This window comes from Micromonospora sp. NPDC049051 (genome assembly GCF_043197575.1).
Taxonomy (GTDB): Bacteria; Actinomycetota; Actinomycetes; order Mycobacteriales; family Micromonosporaceae; genus Micromonospora.
This window is the reverse complement of sequence record NZ_JBICTL010000002.1, coordinates 1,109,064-1,130,748: the sequence shown is the minus strand read 5'-3', so window position 1 is coordinate 1,130,748 and position 21,685 is coordinate 1,109,064. Positions and strand designations below refer to the sequence as shown.

General features: G+C 73.9%; 19 protein-coding genes and 1 pseudogene. 10 read left to right on the top strand and 10 right to left on the bottom strand.

Features of this window, described 5'->3' with window-relative positions:
* Positions 1-340: 340 nt before the first annotated feature.
* The 6 genes from ACGFIR_RS12305 to ACGFIR_RS12280 form a co-directional block, all read right to left on the bottom strand.
* The gene (locus ACGFIR_RS12305) at positions 341-1,336 is read right to left on the bottom strand and encodes a TauD/TfdA family dioxygenase (protein WP_393004681.1); all 996 of its coding nucleotides are present in this window, start codon (positions 1,334-1,336) and stop codon (positions 341-343) included.
* 51 nt (positions 1,337-1,387) lie between these two features.
* The gene (locus ACGFIR_RS12300) at positions 1,388-4,414 is read right to left on the bottom strand and encodes a condensation domain-containing protein (RefSeq protein WP_393144684.1); all 3,027 of its coding nucleotides are present in this window, start codon (positions 4,412-4,414) and stop codon (positions 1,388-1,390) included.
* Between the two features lie 2 nt (positions 4,415-4,416).
* Complete coding sequence (locus ACGFIR_RS12295; protein ID WP_393144682.1) at positions 4,417-6,207, bottom strand: amino acid adenylation domain-containing protein; 1,791 nt, start codon at positions 6,205-6,207, stop codon at positions 4,417-4,419.
* A gap of 4 nt (positions 6,208-6,211) precedes the next feature.
* Positions 6,212-7,033 carry a hypothetical protein gene (locus ACGFIR_RS12290; protein WP_393004675.1) on the bottom strand — a complete coding sequence of 274 codons (822 nt, stop codon included), beginning with the start codon at positions 7,031-7,033 and terminating at the stop codon, positions 6,212-6,214.
* A gap of 64 nt (positions 7,034-7,097) precedes the next feature.
* The gene (locus ACGFIR_RS12285; RefSeq protein WP_393004673.1) at positions 7,098-7,835 is read right to left on the bottom strand and encodes an ABC transporter permease; all 738 of its coding nucleotides are present in this window, start codon (positions 7,833-7,835) and stop codon (positions 7,098-7,100) included.
* Positions 7,835-8,779 (bottom strand): ABC transporter ATP-binding protein, encoded by a 945-nt coding sequence (locus tag ACGFIR_RS12280; protein WP_393144680.1) that lies wholly within the window; start codon positions 8,777-8,779, stop codon positions 7,835-7,837. Before ACGFIR_RS12280 ends, ACGFIR_RS12285 begins: the two co-directional genes overlap by 1 nt.
* Before the next feature lie 217 nt (positions 8,780-8,996).
* On the opposite strand from ACGFIR_RS12280, the gene ACGFIR_RS12275 reads away from it, so the two are divergent.
* The 7 genes and pseudogenes from ACGFIR_RS12275 (at position 8,997) to ACGFIR_RS12245 (ending at position 14,663) form a co-directional block, all read left to right on the top strand.
* Entirely contained in the window at positions 8,997-9,227 is a 231-nt protein-coding gene (locus tag ACGFIR_RS12275) for a hypothetical protein (protein WP_393144678.1), read from the top strand.
* A 1-nt stretch (position 9,228) separates the two neighbouring features.
* On the top strand, positions 9,229-10,710 hold the full coding sequence (locus ACGFIR_RS12270) for an amidase (protein WP_393004667.1): 1,482 nt from the start codon (positions 9,229-9,231) through the stop codon (positions 10,708-10,710).
* A gap of 18 nt (positions 10,711-10,728) precedes the next feature.
* Positions 10,729-10,816: pseudogene (locus tag ACGFIR_RS12265) on the top strand (cytochrome P450); the annotation flags it as partial.
* 286 nt (positions 10,817-11,102) lie between these two features.
* Positions 11,103-12,032, top strand: a complete 930-nt coding sequence (locus ACGFIR_RS12260) for an ABC transporter ATP-binding protein (protein WP_393004665.1) — start codon at positions 11,103-11,105, stop codon at positions 12,030-12,032.
* Entirely contained in the window at positions 12,029-12,871 is an 843-nt protein-coding gene (locus ACGFIR_RS12255; protein WP_393004663.1) for an ABC transporter permease, read from the top strand. The genes ACGFIR_RS12260 and ACGFIR_RS12255 overlap by 4 nt, the downstream gene beginning before the upstream one ends.
* A complete protein-coding gene (locus ACGFIR_RS12250) occupies positions 12,868-14,061 on the top strand; it encodes a sensor histidine kinase (RefSeq protein WP_393144676.1) in 1,194 nt (397 codons plus the stop codon). The genes ACGFIR_RS12255 and ACGFIR_RS12250 overlap by 4 nt, the downstream gene beginning before the upstream one ends.
* On the top strand, positions 14,058-14,663 hold the full coding sequence (locus tag ACGFIR_RS12245) for a DNA-binding response regulator (RefSeq protein ID WP_393144674.1): 606 nt from the start codon (positions 14,058-14,060) through the stop codon (positions 14,661-14,663). Before ACGFIR_RS12250 ends, ACGFIR_RS12245 begins: the two co-directional genes overlap by 4 nt.
* 9 nt (positions 14,664-14,672) lie before the next feature.
* On the opposite strand, the gene ACGFIR_RS12240 is transcribed toward ACGFIR_RS12245, so the two are convergent.
* Positions 14,673-15,641, bottom strand: a complete 969-nt coding sequence (locus ACGFIR_RS12240) for a peptidoglycan DD-metalloendopeptidase family protein (RefSeq protein WP_393144672.1) — start codon at positions 15,639-15,641, stop codon at positions 14,673-14,675.
* Between the two features lie 206 nt (positions 15,642-15,847).
* On the opposite strand from ACGFIR_RS12240, the gene ACGFIR_RS12235 reads away from it, so the two are divergent.
* Positions 15,848-16,573 carry a Clp protease N-terminal domain-containing protein gene (locus tag ACGFIR_RS12235; protein ID WP_393004655.1) on the top strand — a complete coding sequence of 242 codons (726 nt, stop codon included), beginning with the start codon at positions 15,848-15,850 and terminating at the stop codon, positions 16,571-16,573.
* A gap of 6 nt (positions 16,574-16,579) precedes the next feature.
* On the opposite strand, the gene ACGFIR_RS12230 is transcribed toward ACGFIR_RS12235, so the two are convergent.
* Positions 16,580-17,098, bottom strand: coding sequence for a hypothetical protein (locus tag ACGFIR_RS12230; protein ID WP_393004653.1), 519 nt, complete (start codon positions 17,096-17,098; stop codon positions 16,580-16,582).
* A 124-nt stretch (positions 17,099-17,222) separates the two neighbouring features.
* On the bottom strand, positions 17,223-17,414 hold the full coding sequence (locus tag ACGFIR_RS12225; RefSeq protein ID WP_393144670.1) for a DNA repair protein: 192 nt from the start codon (positions 17,412-17,414) through the stop codon (positions 17,223-17,225).
* Positions 17,415-17,746: 332 nt separating this feature from the next.
* Between ACGFIR_RS12225 and ACGFIR_RS12220 the strand changes: the two genes are divergently transcribed.
* Positions 17,747-18,409 carry a GNAT family N-acetyltransferase gene (locus tag ACGFIR_RS12220; protein WP_393144668.1) on the top strand — a complete coding sequence of 221 codons (663 nt, stop codon included), beginning with the start codon at positions 17,747-17,749 and terminating at the stop codon, positions 18,407-18,409.
* Positions 18,410-18,715: 306 nt separating this feature from the next.
* Here the strand turns inward: ACGFIR_RS12220 and ACGFIR_RS12215 are convergent, their stop codons facing one another.
* On the bottom strand, positions 18,716-20,167 hold the full coding sequence (locus tag ACGFIR_RS12215; protein WP_393144666.1) for a glycoside hydrolase family 3 N-terminal domain-containing protein: 1,452 nt from the start codon (positions 20,165-20,167) through the stop codon (positions 18,716-18,718).
* A gap of 167 nt (positions 20,168-20,334) precedes the next feature.
* Here ACGFIR_RS12215 and ACGFIR_RS12210 point away from each other — a divergent pair, with 167 nt between their 5' ends.
* Positions 20,335-21,510, top strand: a complete 1,176-nt coding sequence (locus tag ACGFIR_RS12210; RefSeq protein ID WP_393004646.1) for an ROK family protein — start codon at positions 20,335-20,337, stop codon at positions 21,508-21,510.
* Positions 21,511-21,685: the final 175 nt, after the last annotated feature.

The window sequence follows — 21,685 nt, the reverse complement described above, 5'->3', positions numbered from 1 at the left end:
CAGTGTGGAGTTGCTGGTCAGGCATTGTTGGTTCGTGGTGGGGCGTGAGTTCGTCATCCGGGTCCTGTGACACCGGCACGGACGAATGCGGGAACGGTGCCCCCGCGCGTGTGCGGATCGGTAACGGCGGGCGCCGGTACGCATTCTCGTGCGTTCGTTTCCCGGTCGCCTGAACCATTCGTGGTCGTCAAATCAGCGCGCATTTTCCGGGCACGACGAAGACGCGGTGGTGGGGCCTCCGGGTCTCGGAGGTCCCACCACCGCGTCGTCCTGCTGTCGTCGACGAGGGCGTCCGTCGCGTACGGACACCGCGTCGGGGTTCCGGCTGCGGGCCGGCGGGTCAGCTCCCGCTGGTGAGCACGTTGCCGTCGTCCGGGCGCAGGGCCCGGGAGCGCCGGAAGTCGCGGTGCACGAAGATCCGCTGGAGCCACCGGTCGCGCCCGTCGTAGCGGGGCGTGAACTCGGTCCGGCCGTGCAGGGCGAGCCGGTTGTCGACGAACGCGAGGTCACCGGGCTCCAGGATGAACGTCTGGCGGACGGTGCGCAGCGCGTCGCCGAGCATCGACAGTGCCTGCGTTGCCTCGGGGTCGAGAGGGAACGAACTCTCGAAGTCGACCTGGACGTCCGGGTCCTCGAAACTGCCGCTGAGGATGCCGTGCGGCTCCGGCGCACTGCGCAGGTCACCGAAGGACGCCGGCGGTTCCGTGACGAACCGCGGCTCGTGCAGCACCCTGCGGACCTGCTCGGACAGCAGGGGCAGCGCGTTGCGGATCGACGTCACCTGGAGACCGGCCACGTTGTCGTGGTCGTTGCGCAGGCAGTGCAGCCCGACGTAGTCCGGGCGGTAGACGTGGAAGGCGTTCTCCACGTGCATGGACAGCATCACCGAGCCCGCGTTGCCCTGGAACTTCTCCATGCCGGGCACCGGCACGACGTCCTGCACCAGCGCGCCGCTCTTCTCCTCCTTGAAGGCGATGAGTTCCCCGAGTTGCAGCCCGAGGAGCACCTGCGCGGCGGCGGACACGGTGGACTCCCGCTGCGCCGAGCCGGCCACGGTGGGCGTGGCGGGCAGCTCGTCGGCGTCCACGGGCAGGTTCCGCACCAGCAGCACGGCGTCGGGCCCCGGATCCCAGGCGAAGCGCCGCACCATCTGACGCAGCCGTACGGGCAGGTTGCTGGACAGTTCACGGGCCGACGCGAGCCAGGCGGCCGCGTCCACCAGGCGCGGCGGCCGGCCCGCCAGGTAGCGGGCGATCGTGTCGACCTCGATGTTCTCCTCGCGGGTCAGGACGATCGAACGGTCGGTACTGCGTGTGGGCTGGACGTCGACGGTCACGCCGAGCCTCCTCTGCTGACGTTCGAGACGGTGTGTGGGTTGAGCGATCGGTCAGTCGTCGTCCTCGTCGTCGTCCCAGAACGCGTCCTGCAGATGCTCTGCGAGCTGCCGTGGCGTCGGGTTGGCGAACAGGTCGGCGAGCTGGACCGGCATCGCCAGGTCGGTCCGCACCCGCTGCACGAGCTGGGCGCCCAGCAGGGAGTGACCGCCGCTGGCGAAGAAGTTCGAGTCCGCGTGCAGGCCCGGCCGGTCGAGCATCTCGGTCCAGATCCCGACGAGGGCGGCGGTCGTCTCGTCCGGCGGCTCGACGTCGGCCGACGCCCTCGTGGCGGCGAGTGAGACGAGGGCCGTGCGGTCCACGGTGCCCGCCACCGTCACCGGCAGCTGGTTCAGCACGACCAGTTCGGGCGTGAGCGGCAGGGCGGCGCGGGCGTGCTCACGCAGCCGCTCCGCGATGTCGGGCTTGCGGGACTCGACGAACGCGACGACCGTGACGTCCGGCGTGTCACCGGCGTCCGTGGCGTCCGGCGTGTGGGCCGGGGACCCGACGGCCGCGACCGCCTCCACGTCCGGGTGGGCGGCGAGGACGGACTCGACGTCGCGGAGGTGGATCCGCTGGCCGGCGACGCGTACGTGGGCCGACAGCGGGCCGACGACGTCGATCCGGCCGTCGGGAAGCAGGCGCGCGAGGTCGCCGGTGCGGTGGAACCGCCCGTACGTCGGGTGCTCGCCGAAGCGCGCGGCGGTCAGCTCCGGCCGGTTGTGGTAGCCGGAGGCGAGGGCGTCGCCCGCGACGCACAGCTCCCCGCGTACGCCGATGCCCAGCTCGTGCCCGGTGCCGGGCTCGGTGACGAACACGGGGCCGGTGGGGACGACGCCCGCCGTGTCCCCGCCGCCGAGTGCGGCGTAGCCGGCGACGCCGGGCGTGCGGTAACCGTGGTGCGGGGTGCCGCCGGCGGCGCGCACCTGCGCGGCCAGCGGGCGGGGCAGCGGTTCGTGCGACACCAGGACGGCGCGTCCCGCGAGCCGGTCACCGGCGTGCTCGACCACCTGACGCCACGCCGCCGGCGGCGCCTGCACCACCGTCACCCCGTGCCGCTGGACCAGCTCGCCGAGCTCGTGGCCGTCGGCGCGGGCCCGGTCGGGGGCGACGACGACCCGGCCGCCGGTGGTCAGCGCGACCAGCAGCTCCGTCAGCGCCGCGTCGGTCGCGGCGCTGCTCAGCCAGGCGGCGACGGCCGGCCCGGTGGCGACCCGCTCGACGAGCCGCGCGACGGCCCCGGCCAGGGCCCGGTGGGTGACCGTCACCGCGAGCGGCGCGGGCGCGTCGAGGTGGTACTCCAGGTAGGCCACGGCGTCGAGGTCGGCACCGGACGGCGCCTCGGTGCGGATCGCGTCGGCGGCGGTGGGGACGGCGGGGATGGGCACGGCGCCGGGCACGGGGAGGCCCTCGGCCGCCAGCACCGGGGCGGCGCCCGAGTCGGCCAGCCGCGCCGCGAGGTCGGGGATCGGCTGGGCCGGGTCGAGCAGGACGCAGCGCGCGCCCGCCAGCCACACCCCGAGCCACGCCGCGGCCAGCTGCGCGCCGCGCGGCGCCAGCACGGCGACCGTGTCCCCGCCCGAGGCCGCGACCAGGTCCCGGGTGGCGAGCGCCGCCGACCACAACCGGCCGTACGACACGGCGTCGCCGTCGTCCTGCACGGCGACGAGGTCCGGGTTCGCGGCGACCGTCGCGTGCACCGCGTCGAGTACGGACGCCGTGGCGGCCCCCGGCGTCGGCGACGCCGGCAGGGCGAGGTCACTCGCGCCGAGGCGGGACAGCCGCGCCACCGGCCGGTCCAGCTCCTCGCCGAGCTGTACGAGCAGCGCGTCGTAGCGCTCCAGCAGCAGCTCGACGTCGGCGGCGTCGAAGGCGTCGACGCAGAACGCCGCACGGACGGTCGTCGCGTCCGGGCCCGGCATGATGAAGAACTCCAGGTCGAAGCGGCTGTAGCCGTTCTCCACCATGACGTGCCGCAGCGGCATCCCGGTCAGCGTGAGCGAGGCGTCGACCGTGCCGGGCACGTAGTTGAACAGGTGCCGGAAGAACGAGCTGCGCCACGACGACGGCGCGTCGCCGAGCACGGCGGGGGAGACGTGCTCCAGCGGTACGTCCGCGTGGCTGATCGCCTCCAGGAAGGTGCTGCGCGTCTGCTTCACGACGGCGCGGAAGTCGGCGTCCGGGTCGAGCCGTACCCGCAGCGGCACCAGGTTCGCGTGGTAGCCGATGGCGTTCATGCTGCGCTGGTCCCGGATGTTCACCGGCGTGCCGATGACCACGTCGGAGCCCGCGCCGTGCTGGGCGAGCAGCAGCGAGTACGCCGCGAGCAGCACCACCGCCTCGGAGGCGCGCAGTTCGCGCTGGAACCGGCGTACCACGGCGCGGGCCGGCGCGGAGAGTTCGTGGTGGACGGTCCGGGCCCGCAGGGACGGCGCCCCGACGGGCGGCCGGGCGCACCACAGGCCCGCCTCGGCGGCCCGCAGCCCGTCGAGGTTCTTCCGCCAGTACGCGACGCTGCGCTCGTTCGGCGCGCGTTCGGCGAGCGCGGCCACCGGGGCGTCGTCGGGCCGGCCGCCCGCCGCCAGGCTCTCGTACGCGACGAGCAGCTCGCGGAGCAGGATCGTGGTCGACATGGCGTCGAAGTTCAGGTGGTGCACGACGACGCAGCACACGTCGGCGTCCGATCCCGCGCGGATCCCCGCCCGCACCAGGGGGCGACCGTCGATCGCGAAGGGCTCGGCGGCGAACGCGGTCAGGTCGGCGTCCATCCCGTCGTCGCCGGCCGGGACGTCCACCACCGGCACGTCGAGCTGGTCGGCGGCGAGCACCTCCCGGGTCAGCGTCGCGTCGTCGGAGCGGAACACGGTGCGCAGCACCTCGTGGCGGGCCAGGACCGCCCGCAGCGCCGCCGTGAACAGCCCGCGGTCGATCCGGCCGGTCACCTCGAAGGCGACGGCGACGTTGTTGACCCCGGTGTCCGGCACCAGCCGCTCCAGCAGCCACATGGCTGCTTCCTTCCTGCTGGCTGCGATGCTCATGCTCACTCGTCCCCTCGGTCGGTGTCGGCGCAGACCTCGGCGAGTCGCGCCACGGTCCGGTTCTCCAGCACGTCGCGCAGGGACAGGGTGAGCCCGCGCCGGCGTGCCTCGTTGACCAGTTGGGCGGCGCCGAGGCTGGTGCCGCCCCGGACGAAGAAGTCGTCGTCGACGCCGATCGAGGAGACGGCCGTGTAGGTGGCGAAGAGCTCGCACAGCAGCGCCTGCAACTCGTCGGCCGGCGCCCGCCCGCCCGGGGCCGCCTCGACCTCCGGCGCCGGCAGGGCCGCCGTGTCGAGCTTGCGGTTCACGGTCAGCGGCAGCGCCGGGAGGCTCACCACGGCGCTCGGCACCATGTACTCCGGCAGCGTCTCGGCGAGGTCCTTGCGCACCTGCTGCGCGTCGACGCGCACGCCCTCCCCTGGCACGACGTACGCGACGAGCTGCTTGACCTCCGGCGCGTCGGTACGGATCACCACCGCCGCGTGCCGTACCTCCGGACGGCGCAGCAGCGCCGCCTCGATCTCGCCCAGCTCGATGCGGTAGCCGCGGATCTTGGCCTGGTTGTCGACCCGCCCGCAGAACTCGTACTCGCCGTCGTGGGTGGGGCGGACCCGGTCGCCGGAGCGGTACATGCGCGAGCCGGGTGGGCCGAACGGGTCGGGCAGGAACCGCTCGGCGGTCAGGCCCGGCCGGTGCAGGTAGCCCCGGGCCAGCTGGCCACCGGCGATGTGCAGCTCGCCGATCTCGCCGGGCGGCACGGGGCGCAGCTCGTCGTCCAGCACGTGGTAGCGCACGTCGGGCATGGGTTGGCCGATGGGCAGCGGCCCCGGCGGCACCGGCTGGTCGGGTTCGATGACCACGGTGCTGCACCCGACGGTCGTCTCCGTCGGGCCGTACTCGTTGATGACCCGCGCGCCGGGGTGCCGGCGGCGCCACGCGTCGACGGTCTCGCCGAGCAGCAGCTCGCCGCCGGCCATCAGCTCCCCGGTCGGGGACGCCTCGGCCGGCAGCGCGGTGAGCAGCGGGATGTGCGAGGGCGTCACCTTCACGAAGGTGGGGCGCTGCTGCCCGGCCGGTCCGGCGGCGGGCGTGCCCATCTCCTCCAGGGCCCCGAGGTGCACGCAGCCGCCCGTCATCAGCGGCGCGTAGAACGCGGTGACCGTCAGGTCGAACGCGAACGAGGAGTGCAGCAGCGCCCGGCCGCGTACGCCGGGGTAGGACCGCACGACGTGGCGCAGGTACGTGCCGAGCTGGCGGTGTTCGATCACCACGCCCTTCGGGCTGCCGGTGGAGCCGGAGGTGTAGATGACGTACGCGGTGTTGGCGGGCCGCAGCGGGGCGAGCCGCTCGGCGTCGGTGACGTCGGTGTCCGGCTGCCCGGCGTACGCCTGCAGGTCGTCGAGCAGGAGCTGCGGCACGTCGTACGCCGGCAGGGCGTGCCGGTCGGCGGCGGTGGTCAGCAGCAGCATGGGCCGCGCGTCGGTGAGCATGTGCTCCAGCCGCTGCGGCGGGTGGCTCAGGTCCAGCGGCAGGTAGGCCGCCCCGGCCTTGAGGGTGGCCAGCGCGGCCACCACCAGGTGCGCCGAACGGATCCCGATCGCGACGAGCCGCTCCGGTCCCGCGCCGAGCGCCACCAGCCGGTGGGCGAGCCGGTTCGCCTCGGCGTCCAGTTCGGCGTACGTCCTGCGGTGCTCGCCCCACACGACGGCGGTGGCGTCCGGGGTCCGCCGCACCTGCTCGGCGAACAGGTCGGTGAAGAGCGCGGGCTCGTGGCCCGCGGAGCCCGGTGCCACCGCGCTACCCCGCCACTCGCAGGCCGGCGTCCGCACCGGTCATCAGCCCGGAGACCGCGGCGGCGACGTCGGGGTGGCGCAGCATCTGGTCGTGGTCGACGTCGAGCCGGATGGTCTGCCCGAAGACCTGCTCCCGCTGCGTGGAGTGGGCGGAGGTGATCGCCGTCGCCGTCTCCCACCGCGGGATCGGGTCGATCTCCGCCGCCGCCCGCAGGTAGCCGACGAACGACGCGAAGCTGCCGCCCAGATCGCCCCGGACGTCGTCGTCCAGCCCGAGCCTGCGGCCCGCCACGTCGATCGCGTCGCGGAAGATCCCGGCGAGCGCCGGACCGATGAGGGTGAGGTCCTCGATCCCGTGCTTCTCCCGTACGGCCTGGCCGTCGGCGTGGAACGCGGCTATCTCCTCCGGGGAGAGGATGCTGCGCAGCGCGTCCGCGGCGGCGTGGAAGTCCCGGTAGAGCCCGACGATGTTCGGCAGCTCCGGGTCGAGCAGGATCAGCCGGGGCGCCTCGTCCTGCGTCTCGGCCAGCCGGGACGCGAGGGGAGCGGCGAAGACCGCGCCCACGCAGTAGCCGATCACGGTGTCGACGGTGCGTTCCCGCCGGCGGACGCCCTTCGCCCACCGCTCGACGTAGTCCGCGCCGGACATGGTCTCCTCGGCGCCGTTGGCTGGCGCCACGGTCTCCCAGATCTCGCCGGGCGCGCTCAACAGGGGGACCAGGTCGCGGAAGCACGCCTGGGTGCGGCCGGTGCTGGTGAAGTCGACGGTGAGCGTGAGACCGCCCTGCCCGCCCTTGCGCAGTATCTGCCAGGAGTTCTTCTTCACGATGCAATCCCTCGTCGTAGCGATGCGTACGTTCGTCGTGCGGAGGTCCGGGCGGTCGCGGGCCTCAGACGCGGGCGCTGTCCCGCAGGTAGCGCAGGGTCACGGCGCCGCCGAGCACGACGGTCCACCCGGCGAGCACCAGGGCCGCGAGCCCGAGCCGGGAGTCGGCCTCGAACGGGCTGTGCCCGACCTCGGCCAGCCAGTGGCTCGGCATCACGGCGGACACCTTCTGGAGCCACCCGGGGAACGCGACCGACGGGAACAGCGCGCCGCCGAGCACTCCGAGCAGCATGTGCGAGACGGAGGTGAGGACCTGCACGCTCTCGGCCGTGGCGACCTGGCCGATGAAGACGCCCAGCAGGGCGAAGGGCAGGGTGCCGACCCAGACGCCGAGGACCAGCTGGAGCCAGCCGCCCAGCGGCAGCTCGACGCCCTGCAACAGCGCGCCGGTGAGCGCCACCGCCGTGATGGCCGGCAGCGCCACCACCATCGCCGCGGCCAGCTTCGCGGTCAGGTAGGAGGTGGGCGACAGGGGGGTGATGCGCAGCTGGCGCTGCCACCCCGTCGACCGCTCGATCGCCACCCTGGTGCCCACGTTCAGCGCCACGAAGAGCGCCCCGAAGGCGGCGAGGCCGCCCAGCAGGTGCTCGCTGAAGTCGATGCCGGTGCTCGCGACGACCTCACCGCGGAACAGGTTGGCCTGCATGAGGTAGAGCAGCGTCGGGAAGAGGAACGCGACGATCCAGAACTTGCGGGCCCGGACCACCCGTCTGACTTCGATCTTGAGAAAGCCCGTGCTCATCAGGCGGCCCCGTCCTTCGTGGCGGTGAGGGCCAGGAACGCCTGTTCCAGGCCGAGGGCGCCGATCTCCACGTCGCGTGCCCGGGGATGGCGGGCGAACAGCTCGCGGGCGGCGGCGTCGGAGTCGGAGCAGACGAGTTCGAAGCGCTGGCCGCGGGACTCGACGCTCACCACGCCGGGCAGCAGGCGCAACTGCTGCACGGTCGTGTCCGGCACGGTGGCGGACAGCGAGCGGCCCGCCACCACGGAGCGGATCTCCGCGACCGTGCCGTCGGCGATGATCCTGCCGGCCTGTACGAGCACCACCCGGTCGGCGAACTCCTCGGCCTCCTCCAGGTAGTGGGAGGCGAACACCACGGTGCGCCCGGAGTCGGTGAACTCCCGCATGGCGGCCCAGAAGACGCGGCGCGACTCGACGTCCATCGCCACCGTCGGCTCGTCCAGCACCAGCAGCTTCGGGTCGGACACGAGGGTCATCGCCAGCCGCAGCCGCTGGCGCTGCCCACCCGAGAGCCGGGTGCGGCGGTCGGCGATGTCGGTGAGGTCGGTGCGGCGCAGCACCTCGGCGATGGGCAGCGGGGCGGCGTGCAGCGACGCCACCATCGTGAGCAGCTCGCGGATCGACACGTCGTCGAGCAGCGCGCCGTCCTGGAGCGTCGCCCCGATGACGCCCCGGGTGATGGCCTCCCGGGGGGTGTGCCCGAAGACGCGGATCTCGCCGCGGTCGGGGCGGCTGAGCCCCAGGATCATGTCGACGAGCGTGGACTTGCCCGCGCCGTTGGGCCCGAGCAGCGCGACCACCTCGCCGGGGGCGATCCGCAGGTCGATGCCGTTGACGGCCCGTACGTCGCCGTACCTCTTGTGCACGTCGGACACGTCGATCGCCTGCGGTTGCACCGCACCGAGCGTGGGTGTCGCCACGAGGTTCGCAATTGCGTTGCTCATTGATTTCCCCATTTAGATCGGTGCGGGTATGCGAATAGTATTTAGCAGCGCCGCCGAGTGGGGAGCCAGGAATTCCGGGGCCGCCGTCGCGAGAATTGGCGTACGTGGCGCATCATTCCGGGGTACTGAGGGGTGACCGTAGGGGTTACCCCGCGCCGGCCGTACCCGCCATCGTCGGACCTGTCGTGGTCCTGGGCTGCGCATATCCGCGGCCCGTGTGGGGGAGGTGTTCGTGACACGCCAGCAGCGAAACGGTGACCGTCATTCGTCGATCGGCGACGCGGTCCGTGACGACGTCACGGCTGAACTGTTCGCCTTTCCACACATCGACTTCTTCCGGGAAACCGCCGAGGGAACCGGAGTGGAATTGACCGGTAACCGCTCCGCCACCCCCTGCCCGCCGGCGGTCGTCGCGACCGGCCGGCACGGGCACCCGGTGGTGAGCTGACATGCGGCGCCTCGCCGCCGCGGCCGAGCGGGCCGACCGGCTCGGGCCGATGCTCGGTACCTTCCTGCACCGCTTCCCGACCGACGGACCGGGCACGGACGGTCCGCTGCGCGGCACGCTGGTCGGCGTCAAGGACGTCGTCGCCGTCGCCGGCGCGCCGAGCACCTGCCAGAGCAGCGTGCACGACGCGGCCTGGTGGGCCGACCGCGACGCGACCGTCGTGGCGCGGCTGCGGGCGGCGGGCGCCGTGATCGTGGGCAAGACCACGATGGCGGAGCACGCGCTGTCCCGGCCGGACCCCGACGCGCCCTTCCCGGTGCCCCGCAACCCGTGGGACCCCCACCGGTGGACCGGCGGGTCGAGCTGCGGCAGCGCCAACGGCATCCCCGCCGGGTTCTTCGACGCGGGTGTCGGCACCGACAGCAACGGCAGCATCCGGATCCCCGCCGCGCTGTGCGGCGTGACCGGGCTGAAGCCGACGCAGGGCCTCCTGCCCGCGGCGGGCGTCCGCCCCCTGGCACGGTCGGTCGAGACGGCGGGTCCGCTGGCGCGTACGGCCCGGGAGTGCGCCCGGCTGCTCGCCGTCATGGCGGACCGGCCCGAGGAGCTGTCCCGGCCGCCGCTCGCCGATCTCGCGGGCGTCCGCGTCGGCGTGCCCGGTGACCTCGTGCGGTACGCCGCCGCGCTGACCGACGACACCGCCGCCGCCTTCGACGCCGCGCTCGACGAGCTGCGGGCCGCCGGCGCCGAGGTCGTCGACGTGCCGTTCGACGAGGCCTTCCCGCTCTTCGCCGCACAGCTCGTGACGATGCTGGTGGAGGCGTTCGAGGTGCACGGGGCGCACTTCCGGGCGCGCTGGAGCGACTACGGCCGGCCGTTCCGGTGGAACGTCGCGCTCGGCGGCGTGCTGCCGGCGGAGACCTACCTGCGGGCCCAGCGGGTACGCGGCTGGGGAGCCGAGGCCCTGCGGGCGCGGTTGCGCGACGTCGACGTGATCGCCACGCCCGCCTGGCCGTCCGCCGCCCCCCGCTACGACGACCAGGCCAGCCTCCAGACCATCTCCTTCCTGCCCAGCATCTGGAGCGCGGTGGGCTTCCCGGCGCTGGCGCTGCCGATGGGGGCCGACGGCGACGGGTTGCCGCTGTCGCTGCAACTGGCCGCCGCTCCCGGCCGCGACTTCGAGCTGGCCGCCGTCGCCGACGTCTACCAGCGGCGTACGGGCTGGCACGAGCGCGAGCCGAAGCTGGAACTCGTCACGGACCTCGCGCCCGTCTGCGCGCCGGAGGCGCCGGCCGACGGCGTCGACCCCGTCCGGCGGGAGCGCCTTTCCCGGGCGTTCGACGAGCTGGGCGTCCCGCTCGGGGACAGCGACCTCGACCAGGTGACCATGACGTGGACGAAGGTCGAGGCGCTCGCAGGGGTGCTGCCGGACCTTCCGGTGGACGTCGCGCCGATCGGGGCCGGTCCGCTGACCGGACGGTGAGCGCCGTTCCGGGCCGCGCGCCACGCGTACCTGCCCTTCGGCGGCGGGGCCCGGGCGTGCGTCGGCATGCAGTTCGCATTGCAGGAGGCGACGGTGGTGCTCACGGCGTTGCCGACGCGTTCCCGGGTGGACACGACCGGCCACGACATGACCCTCACGCCCCTGCTGACGTTGCGCCCGGTGCACGCCCAAATGACCGCCCGCTAGGTGCGGCGGCGTACGCGTACGCGCGGGGACGGCGCGGGCGGACCACGGCGCGCCGTCCCGGCCCGTGCCGGCGGACAGCCCAGGCGTGCCGCGTGCGACGCACGGGTGGGGCATGAGGACGACACGGTCGGAACATGACACGGCGGGGGTTGGATCTGTCGTCGGTCGCCGGCAGCCTGATAGCCATGGATGACGTCGTGATCGAAGTGGACGAGCTGCGCCGCAGCTACGGGGATTTCGAGGCGGTCCGGGGGATATCCTTGCGGATCCGCCGGGGTGAGCTGTTCGCCCTGCTGGGCACCAACGGTGCCGGCAAGACCACCACCATCGAGGTGCTGGAGGGGCTGCAACCGGCCACCTCGGGCCGGGTCCGGGTGCTCGGGTTGGACCCGGTGCGGCAGCGGGCCGCCCTGCGCCCCCGCACGGGGGTGATGCTCCAGCACGGCGGCTTCACCGGCGCGCTGACCGTCCGCGAGACGGTGGAGATCTGGCGGTCCCTGACCGTCCGCCCGCACACCGCCGCCGAGGTGTTGGAGCTGGTCGACCTGACCGGCCGGATGGACGTGGCGGTCGACCAGCTGTCCGGCGGCGAGGGCCGCCGACTGGAACTGGCGCTGGCCGTGCTCGGCCGGCCCGAAGTGCTCTTCCTCGACGAGCCGACCACCGGCATGGACCCGGCCTCCCGCCGCCGCACCTGGGACGTCGTCCGCGAACTCCAGGCGGGCGGGACCACGGTCCTGCTCACCACGCACTACCTGGAGGAGGCGGAGGTCCTCGCCGACCGGGTGGCGATCATGCGCGGCGGGCACGTCGTCGCCACCGGGGCGCCGGAGGACGTCGTCCGCACCCTGCCCGCCCGGATCACCTTCCGGCGGCCGGCGACGGACTCGCTGCCGGAGCTGGCGCACTCCACCCGCCTGGTCGACGGCGACCGAGTGATCTACGAGTCCCGGCAGCTTCAGGCCGACCTCACCCAGCTGCTCGACTGGGCGAACGCGGGCGACGTCCGGCTGGCCGCGCTGTCGGCGCGACCGGCCACCCTGGAGGATGTCTTCCTGGACATCGCCGCCGACCACCTGACCGACCAGCACGCGGAAGCGGAGGCCGCCCGATGAGCGAATCCACCACGACGCGGATGCCCGGCGCCACCGTGCCCGCCGCGTCCAACGACCGGGCCACCAAGCCGATCTGGCAGATCGTCGCGATGCTGAAGATGGAACTGCTGGCGCTGCGTCGCAACTGGACGGCGACCGCGATGTCCGTGGTGACCCCCCTGATCATCGCCGTCCTGCTCGTCAGCGAGTACGGGGGCGAGACGGTGTCGGGCGTCCGCCGGGTCGTCAGCGTCACCACCCTGATCATGGTCTTCCTGGTGCACCACCACCTGACCACCGTGTACGCGTCGCGCCGCCAGGAGCTGGTGCTCAAGCGGCTGCGCGCCGGGCTCGCCTCGGACCGCACCATCCTGTTCGGTACGGCCAGCAGCACCGTGGCGATCTTCCTCGCCCAGTTCGTGCTGCTGGTCATCTACGCCGTCCTCGTACCCGGCCTGCCGGTCCCCAGAAACCCGCTGGTCATGGCGGTGGCCCTGCTGTTCGGGTCCGCGATCATGGCAGGGTTCTCGGCCGCGCTCTCCGCCGTCACCCGCAGCTCCGAGGCCGCCATGCTGACCACCCTGCCGACCGTGGTGATCTTCCTGGGCACCCCGGGTGCGATGGTGCCGCTCGGCGCGCTGCCGGAGTCCGTGGAGCGGGTGCTGTGGTTCCTGCCGAACGGGCCGTTCACCGAGGTCATGCGCGTCGGCTGGCTCGGCAGCACCGACGAGGGCCAGGCCCTCGGGTTCGCCGGGGTGCTCGTCGAGACGCTGCCCTCCTTCGGGGTGCTGCTGGTCTGGCTGGCGGTGGCGCTGTTCCTGGCCGACCGCTACTTCCGGTGGGAGCCCCGGCACGGATGATCGAGGCAGCCGTCGCGCCCTCCGGTATCGGGGGCATGCGCATGGACAAAGCGCAGGTCGAGCGGGAGCTCGGCCTGCGCCGCGCCCGTGCCGTCACGTTGAGCACCGTCGGCAGCGGGGTCCTGGTGACGTCGCTGCTGGCCGCCGTCGGGCTGGCGCGGGAGGAGGATCCACGCTGGGCGGTGGCCGGGACGGTGGGGGTCGTCCTCTTCGTCGTCGGGCAGAGCGGAGCACTCTACGGGGCGATCACCCCGTGGCTGGCCGAGTCGACGCGGCGCCGCCTGCTCGCGGGGTTCGCCTCGGCCGCCGTGCTCTCCGTTCCGCTGGTCGGGCCCGTGGGCGGGCCGGAGTGGGCGACCTGGGGATTCCTGGGCGCGTCCCTGATCGGCTCGGTGTCCCTGCTGCGGCAGTGGTGGGTCGCGGTCCCGGCGGTGCTGCTGTCCGTGGCGACGGCCGCCGGGGTGGCGGCCTGGAACGGGGCCCCGGTCCGGGACCAGGTCACCGTCGTGGTGGTCGCCGGCCTCTCCACGGCCGCGTGGAACGCCCTCCAGCTCTGGCTGTGGGGGCTGCTCGTCGAGGCGCAGCGGGGGCGGGCCGCCCAGGGTCGGCTGGCCGCGACCGAGGAGCGGCTGCGGTTCGCCCGCGACGTGCACGACCTGCTCGGGCACAGCCTCTCGGTCATCGCGCTGAAGGCCGAACTGGCGTCCCGGCTGGCGGCCACGGACGCGGGACGGGCCAGCCGGGAGGCGGCCGAGGTGCAGCGGTTGGCCGCGTCGGCGCTGGTCGAACTGCGCGAGGTGGTGCACGGGTACCGTGCGGTGGACCTCGGGGACCAGATCGCCGCGGTGGAGCAGGTGCTGCGTTCCTCCGGCATCCGCTGCGCCGTGGCGCTGCCCCCGGACGACGTGCCGCCGGAGATCGCCCGGCAGTTCGTCGCGGTGCTGCGGGAGGCCAGCACCAACGTGCTGCGCCACAGCCGGGCCACCTGGTGCACCATCGAGATCAGCCAGGACGAGGACGAGGTACGGATGACCATCACGAACGACGGCGCCGAGGGGGCGTCGCCGGACCGGTACAGCTTCGGGTTGCGCGGGCTGTCCGAGCGGCTGGCCGAGGCCGGGGGGACGCTGCGCCACCGGATCGACGACGGGGTGTTCCGCCTCGACGTGACGGTACGGACCCGCCCGTGATCAGGGTGCTGCTCGCCGACGACGAGGACCTGATCCGGGCGGCGCTGGCGGCCCTGCTGGGGCTGGAGTCCGACCTGGAGGTGGTGGGCGAGGCGCCGGACGGGCGGGCCGCCGTGACCGCCGCGCTCGCCCACCGGCCGGACGTCGCCGTGGTGGACCTCCAGATGCCGGCCCTGGACGGGCTGGAGGTGACCGCGGAGCTGGCTCGCGTCCTGCCCGACTGCAAGGTGGTGATCCTGACCGGGCACGGCCGCCCGCCGCACCTGCAACGCGCGCTGGCCGCCGGGGCCAAGGGGTTCCTGCCCAAGGGCGCGCCGGGTGGGACGCTCGCCGACGTCATCCGCCGGGTGCACGCCGGCGGCCGGTACGTCGACCCGGCCCTGGCCGCCGACGCGCTCACCGCGCCGGAGTGCCCCCTCACACCGCGGGAGCTGGACGTGCTCCGGCTGGCCGAGTACGACACCCCGGTGGCGGAGGTGGCGCGGCGTACCCATCTCTCCGCCGGTACGGTCCGCAACCACCTCTCCGCCGCCGTCAGCAAGCTGCGCGTGGCCAACCGGGCCGAGGCGTTCCGTACCGCCCGGGACAACGGTTGGCTCTGACGGTGCCGCTCAGATGAGCACGCTCCAGGTCACCGGGCCGACGAGACCGTCGCTGACGAGGCTGTTGCGGCTCTGGAAGGCGCGCACCGCGCTGGTGGTGACCGAACCGAAGTCACCGTCGACGAGGAGACTCGCGCCCCGGGCGTTGAGGGCGGTCTGCAGGCCGCGCACCAGGTCGCCGGAGTTGCCCTCGCGCAGGGGCAGGACGAGCGCGGTCCAGGTGATCGGGCCGACCAGGCCGTCGGCGTAGAGTCCCTTGCTGCTCTGGAAGCTGCGTACCGCGCTGGTGGTGCCGGCTCCGTAGACGCCGTCCACGACGACGGAGATGCCACGCGCCCGCACCAGGTACTGGATCACCCGGGGCACCCAGCCCGAGGCGCCCTGGCTGACGCTGGGGTAGCCGGTGCTGCCCACCGGCGCCGTCGAGCCGAGGGTGATGCCCCGGTTGGCCAGGAACACCCGGGGGTCCAACGTGCTCAACCGGGGCAGGTGGATCTCGAAGTGCAGGTGCGGGCCGGTCGAGTTGCCGGTGGTGCCCATCAGGCCGATCAACTGGCCGCAGCTGACCTTCTGGCCGTCGCTGACCAGCACCCGGTGCAGGTGGCCGTAGTAGGAGAAGTAGCTGTCGGCGTGGTTGATGTGGACGCTGTTGCCGGTGCGACCGGCCAGGGGGCCACTCGTCGTGTCGCCCGGGTACGAGTTGGTCTTGATGTCCCGGACGGTGCCGTCGGCGGTGGCGTAGACCGGGGTGCCCTGGCTGTTGGCCACGTCCCAGCCCAGGTGGCCGGGCCGGCTGGAGCTCTTGTAGCCGGAGGTCAGGGTGCCGCGGGTGGGGTTGCTCCAGCCGGCGACGGCGGCCAGCGCGGGGCTGGGCAGGCCGAGGACCCCGATGCCGGCGCCGACGCCCAGCGCCGCGAACAGGGCGCGTCGGCGGGCCGGTACGTGGAGCAGTCTGCCTGTCTCCGGTGCGTCACACATTGTGGCCTCCGATGTTCGTACCGTGCGGGTGGGTTTGACGGTGGAGGCCGAATCGTAAATCTTCTATATCGAGCGAGGCAATGCTGAAACTTTCCTACGGGCCGTCACGTGCTGTCATCCCCTGAGGTCGACGAACCGCAGGCGTTCGCGAACCCTGTCGTCAACTTCGGGTTGACGACAGGTTGACGTCAACCTATGGTTGACGCATGACGGAACCGGTGCAGATGAGCAACCCCGTACGCCTCGACGACCTGATCCAGGCGATCAAGAAGGCCCATCCCGACGCGCTCGACCAGCTCACCGACGCGGTCATCGCGGCCGACCACCTCGGCGACATCGCCGACCACCTGATCGGCCACTTCGTCGACCAGGCCCGCCGCTCCGGCGCCTCCTGGACCGAGATCGGCCGCAGCATGGGCGTCAGCAAGCAGGCGGCGCAGAAGCGCTTCGTGCCGAAGGCCGACGACCCGCCGCTCGACCCGCAGCAGGGCTTCAGCCGCTTCACCCCCCGCGCCCGCAACGTGGTGATGGCCTCGCAGAACGAGGCGCGGGCCACCGGGCACGCCGAGATCCGCCCCGAGCACCTCGTGCTGGGGCTGCTCAGCGAGCCCGAGGCCCTGGCCGCGAAGGCGATCGTCGCCCAGGGGGTGCCGCTGGAGCGCGTACGCGAGGCCGCGACGGCCGCGCTGCCGCCCTCGACCGCCGAGGTGCCCGACCTGATCCCGTACGACGCCCAGGGCAAGAAGGCGCTGGAGCTGACCTTCCGGGAGGCCCTGCGCCTCGGGCACAACTACATCGGCACCGAGCACGTCCTGCTCGCGCTGCTGGAGCACGAGAACGGCGCGGGGCCCCTCAGCGGGCTCGGCGTGACCAAGGCCGCGACCGAGGAGTGGGTGGCCGCGGCCCTGCGGACCATGCAGATTCGGGAGTGACCCGCCTCAGGGCGCGGCGGGGAAGCCGTAGCGGGCGGCGTGCTCGGGATCCGTCGGGTCGACCTGACGGATCCCGGCGTCGGCGAGCCGCTTGTTGACCTCGTCGAGCCGCTCGCGCACCAGCCGGGCCTCCTCCTCGGTGACCCGGCCCCGGTGCGGCCTGCCGGCGTGCTCGATCGTGCCGTAGTCCACCCGCTCCGCGCCCTTGCGGGCCTTCGGCGGGCGGACCCGCTCGGCCGTCTTCAGCAGCTGCGCCATCGGCACGTCGGTCGCCAGCGCGTCGAACTCGCTCGCGGTGAGGACCACCCGGCGCGGCTCACCGTCGCCGTGCCGGTCGTGGATCTCGACCACCGCGACGTCGAGCGCGGCGTCGTCGATGCTCTCCACCTCGACCGGGGTGGCGTCCAACCGCACGGGCCCCGCGACCAGGTCCGGGTGTTCCAGGACGACGACGCGGACCACCTCGTCGTCGGGCTGGATGACCGTGCCGCTGAAGTCGGAGACGTGGATCGTCTTCTTGCCCATGCGCGGAGCTTCTCCTGTCGTAGGCCGGGATTCCGGACCAGAAGAAATTACCCGACAGGTGTGCGAAAGCCGCCGGTGGACCGTCCGGGTGTGTCGCGGAGCCGCCCGGCCTGGCGCGGGATGCTCAGCGGGTGTTCGAGCCGCCGCGCGAGGAGGCGCCGGCGGGCTGCTTGTCGACCTCGCTCCACCGGACCGCGCCGTTGCCCGCGCGGTTGCCCCGGTACGCCGACTGTGCCGGGAACCGCCCGGGGGCTTCGGTGCACCGCCAGAGTCGCTCGGGGTCCTGGTGGTAGCGGTCGTTCGGCTGAATCGGCATGACCTTACCGTCCCAAACAAAGTTGTCCATGTATGGAAATGGATATGACGACTGATCGGCGTCTCTGGTTCCCGTGATTCGCTGTCACCTTTCGAATCGACGGTCGTCGGTGTTCGGGTGTGTCTACCCGCCCGCCGCGCAGTCCAACCCTCGCGCCGGCCCCGCACCACACGACGCCGGCCCGGCGGGCCGTCCGATGCCGGGCGGGCCCGCCGCCGACGGGTTCCGTCGCGAGGGGCGCCCGGCCCGCGTACGGTGATCGTCGGCGAGGCGGGCCGGCGGCGGACCGCCCTCCAGGGAGGACCGTCGACGGCCGGGGGAGGTGGGCGGCGATGCTCGACCGGCGGCTGCACCTGCACCTGGCGAGCTGGCTCGGCCAGTGGCCGGCCGGGTCGGGGTTGCACGTGGTCGGCTCGCACCGACGGGCCCGACCGGCCTGGGACGGCCGGCTCCGGCCGGCCGTCGCGGTGACCGCCGGCGCGAGCACGGTGCTCTCCGTCGCCCCCGACCGGGTCGCGGCGGTCCGTGACCTGGTCCGGCGGCCGGGCGGGCCGCCGCTTCCGGCGTTGCCCGCCGCGGTGGGGCGACCCGGCTGGGCGGTCCACGACGACGTGTTCCGGTGGAGCGTGGCGCCGGCCCCGTTGCCGGACGTGGGGGAGTGGACACCCCCGGCCGCCGCCGGGCTGCCGTCCTGGCTGCGACTGTTCGACCGGCCGGTGCTGGTGGTGCGCGACGCCCGGGGGCGCTACCTGGCCGGCGTCGGGATCAAACGGCACGACACGTACGGCCACGAGTTGGCGGTCGGCACCGCGCCGGCGGCCCGGGGGCGGGGGCTGGCCCGGCGGCTGGTCGCCCAGGCGGCCCGCCGGGTGCTCGACGAGGGGGCCGTGCCGACCTATCTGCACGACCCCGCCAACACCGCCTCGGCCAGGGTGGCGACCGCCGCCGGTTTCCCCGACCGGGGCTGGCGGTCCTTCGGCGTCTACCCGCCCTGAGCGGGCGTGCCGGTGCCCGTCGCGGGGGAACGGCGACCGGCGCGGCTCACCCCGGGCGGTGGGGGCGCGGACCGTGGTTCCCGGGCCGGATCCACGGTCCGCAGTCTCCCCCAGGGCCCGCGGGTGGTGTGCGTGCCCATCACGCTACGTATTTGCTGGAGCGACGGCAAGGTGCCGCAGGTGTGGTCCGGCTGTCGAATAACGGACTCTGACCTGCGGCTATTCGAAAGATGGCGCCCTGAAGGTTTGGTGACGCAGCGTACGAATGGCGTCGATGCGCCGCCCGACCGGCGAGCAGTGGCGGTGTCAGCCGGCCAGGCCGAGCACCTCGGCGGCGGCCCGGCCGCAGGCGTGGCTGGCGCCGTACGTGGTGACGAACGCCCGTACGCCCGCCGGGCGCCAGCTGGAGGGCCAGCCCATCTCGACCACGGTCACCGGGTGCTCGGCGGCCAGCGCGGTCACCAGCTCCATGCCGCCCGGCAACCGGTGCAGGTGGCGGCCGACCAGCACGATCGGCCGGTCACCGGCGAGCTGCCGCAGGGCTGCGGGCCCGGTCTCGGTGGCGACGACGCGCAGCTCCTCCGCGCCGTCCAGGTGCGGGGCGAGGCCCCACGGCACCCGCCCCTCGGCGATGGTCGAGGTGGCGTGCAGCTGGACGATCAGCGGGCGGTCCAGCCCGGTCAGGTCCCCCTCCACCCGTACGGCGCGCCGCGCCGCGGCGTACCCGAGCCCGTCGGGGGTGGCCGCGGTCGCGCCGGAGGGCCGGGTCCAGGCGGCGAGCGCGGCGGCGCGACCGGCCGCCTCCTCCACCCGCGCCCGGTCCAGGCGGCCGTCGCCGAGCGCCCCGACGATCTCCGCGACCACGTGTTCGACCAGCCCGGCGTCGACCTGGGCGCCGATGCACAGCAGGTCGGCGCCGGCGGCCAGCGCCCGTACGGCGGCCGGCCCGACCCCGCCGGCCGCCACCGCGGCGCCCTTCATCTCCAGCGCGTCGGTGATGACGGTGCCGGTGAAGCCGTACTCGGTGCGGAGCAGGTCGACCAGGACCGCCCGGCTGAAGGTGGCGGGGCCGTCACCGGTCAGGGCCGGCACCCGGATGTGCGCGGTCATCACGGCCCGCGCGCCGGCCTCGACGACCGCGGCGAAGGGCGGCAGGTCGCGGCGGCGCAGCACGTCGAGCGGTACGTCCACGGTGGGCAGCTCGTGGTGGGAGTCGGCGACCGTGGCCCCGTGTCCCGGAAAGTGCTTGGCGCAGGCGGCGATCCCGGCGGACTGGAGCCCGGCCACGGCCGCGGCCGAGTGCGCCGCCACCCGGATCGGGTCGGCGCCGAACGAGCGGGTGCCGATCACCGGGTTCTCGTCGGCGCTGTTCACGTCCACGGTCGGCGCGAGGTTGACGGTGACGCCGAGCCCGGCCAGTTCCGCGCCGATGGCCGCGTAGACCCGGTGGGTCAGCTCCACCTCGTCGATCGCGCCGAGCGCCGCGTTGCCCGGGTACGGGCTGCCGGTGGCGTGCGCCAGCCGGGTGACGTCACCGCCCTCCTCGTCGATCGCGACCAGCACGTCCGGGCGGCCGACCCGCAGGGCGGCGGTGCTCGCCGCCACCTGCTGCGGGTCGTGCACGTTGGTGCCGAACAGGGTGTGCCCCGCGAGCCCCTCGCCGACCAGCTCGACCGCCCAGTCCGGGGGGACCGGCCCCGGGTACGCGGCGAGCAGCGTGCCGAGCGCGAGCCGGCGCAGTCCTGGATCCAGCCCCACGTGATCTCCCCCTTTCGTCCCCGGCGGCACGTATGTCGTACCGGCGGGGGTCGGTGACGTACCGGGTCGGCCGAGCAGCCGGCCCCCGGGCGGCCGATACGCTAGCGGCTACCCGCTCGCAGGTCGGTCTACAGTTAGCAAGGTTTATCAAAAATAGAGGACGTGGCATGAGTGCGACCCGGCTGCCCGGCACCCCCCGCCTGTTGCGGGTACTCAACGACCGCGCGGCGTTGGAGCTGTTGCTGGAGCGGGGGCCGCTGACCCGGGCGCGGCTCGGCGAGCTGACCGGGCTGTCCAAGGTCACCGCCTCCCAGCTCGTCGAGCGGCTGGAGGAGCGGGGGCTGGTCACCCGGGTCGGCGAGCAGGCCGGCGGGCGAGGGCCGAACGCCCAGCTCTACGCGGTGCGGCCGGGCAGCGCGCACGTGGTCGGGGTGGACGTGGGCGCCGATCGCGTGGTCGCCGCCTGCGCGGACATCACCGGGGAGGTGATCGGCCGCGTCGAGCAGTCGACCCACGACACCGACGATCCCGTCGGGGTGGTGCACAACGCGGTGGTCCAGGCCGCGAGCAGCGCCGGGGCGCAGCTGTCGAGCGTACGGCGCATCGTGCTGGGCACCCCGGGCCTCGTCGACCCCGGCACCGGCGACATCACGTTCGCCTTCAACCTGCCCCGCTGGCACACCGGCCTGCTCGCCGCCCTCCGGGACGACCTGCACACCCCGGTGGTCTTCGAGAACGACGTGAACCTGGCCGCCGTCGCCGAGGCACAGTCGGGCGCGGCCCAGGGGCTGACGGACTTCGTGCTCGTCTGGGTCGGCGCCGGCGTCGGCCTGGCGATCGTGCTGGGTGGCCGGCTGCACCACGGCAGCAGCGGCGCGGCCGGCGAGATCGGCTACCTGCCGGTGCCCGGGGCGCCCATCCCGCGCGACGTGTCCCGCCGGGCGAAGCCGGCGTTCCAGCAGCTCATCGGCGCGGATGCGGTCCGCGACCTGGCCCGCGCGCACGGCTACCCCGACGACAGCGGCGCCGCCGCGGTACGGGCGGCGGTGGCCGACGGCACCGCCGGCGGTCCGATGCTCGACGAGGTGGCCCGCCGGCTGGCGCTCGGTGTGGCGAGCACCTGCGTGGTGCTGGACCCGCCGCTGGTGGTGCTCGCCGGCGAGGTCGGCCAGGCCGGCGGGGCGGCGCTGGCCGAGCGGGTGCAGCACGAGGTCGCGGCGATCACGCTGGTCCGCCCCCGGGTGGTGCCCACGGGGCTGACCGAGGAGCCGATCCTGCGGGGGGCGCTGCGTACCGCGCTGGACGCCGTCCGCGACGAGGTCTTCGGCTCGACCGTCGGCTGACCGGGGCCGCTCGCCCGCCGACACGCACCGCCCGCCGTCCGCCGCCGGGCAGGGTCGGCGGGGTCGGCGGACGGCGCGCGTCATGTGAAGGAATATTTCATCGTCGGCTGCGATGCTGCAAGGTCCTGCCGCGTGCGGGTCCGTGCCGCGCCCGGTGCCCGCGACCTCGATGACC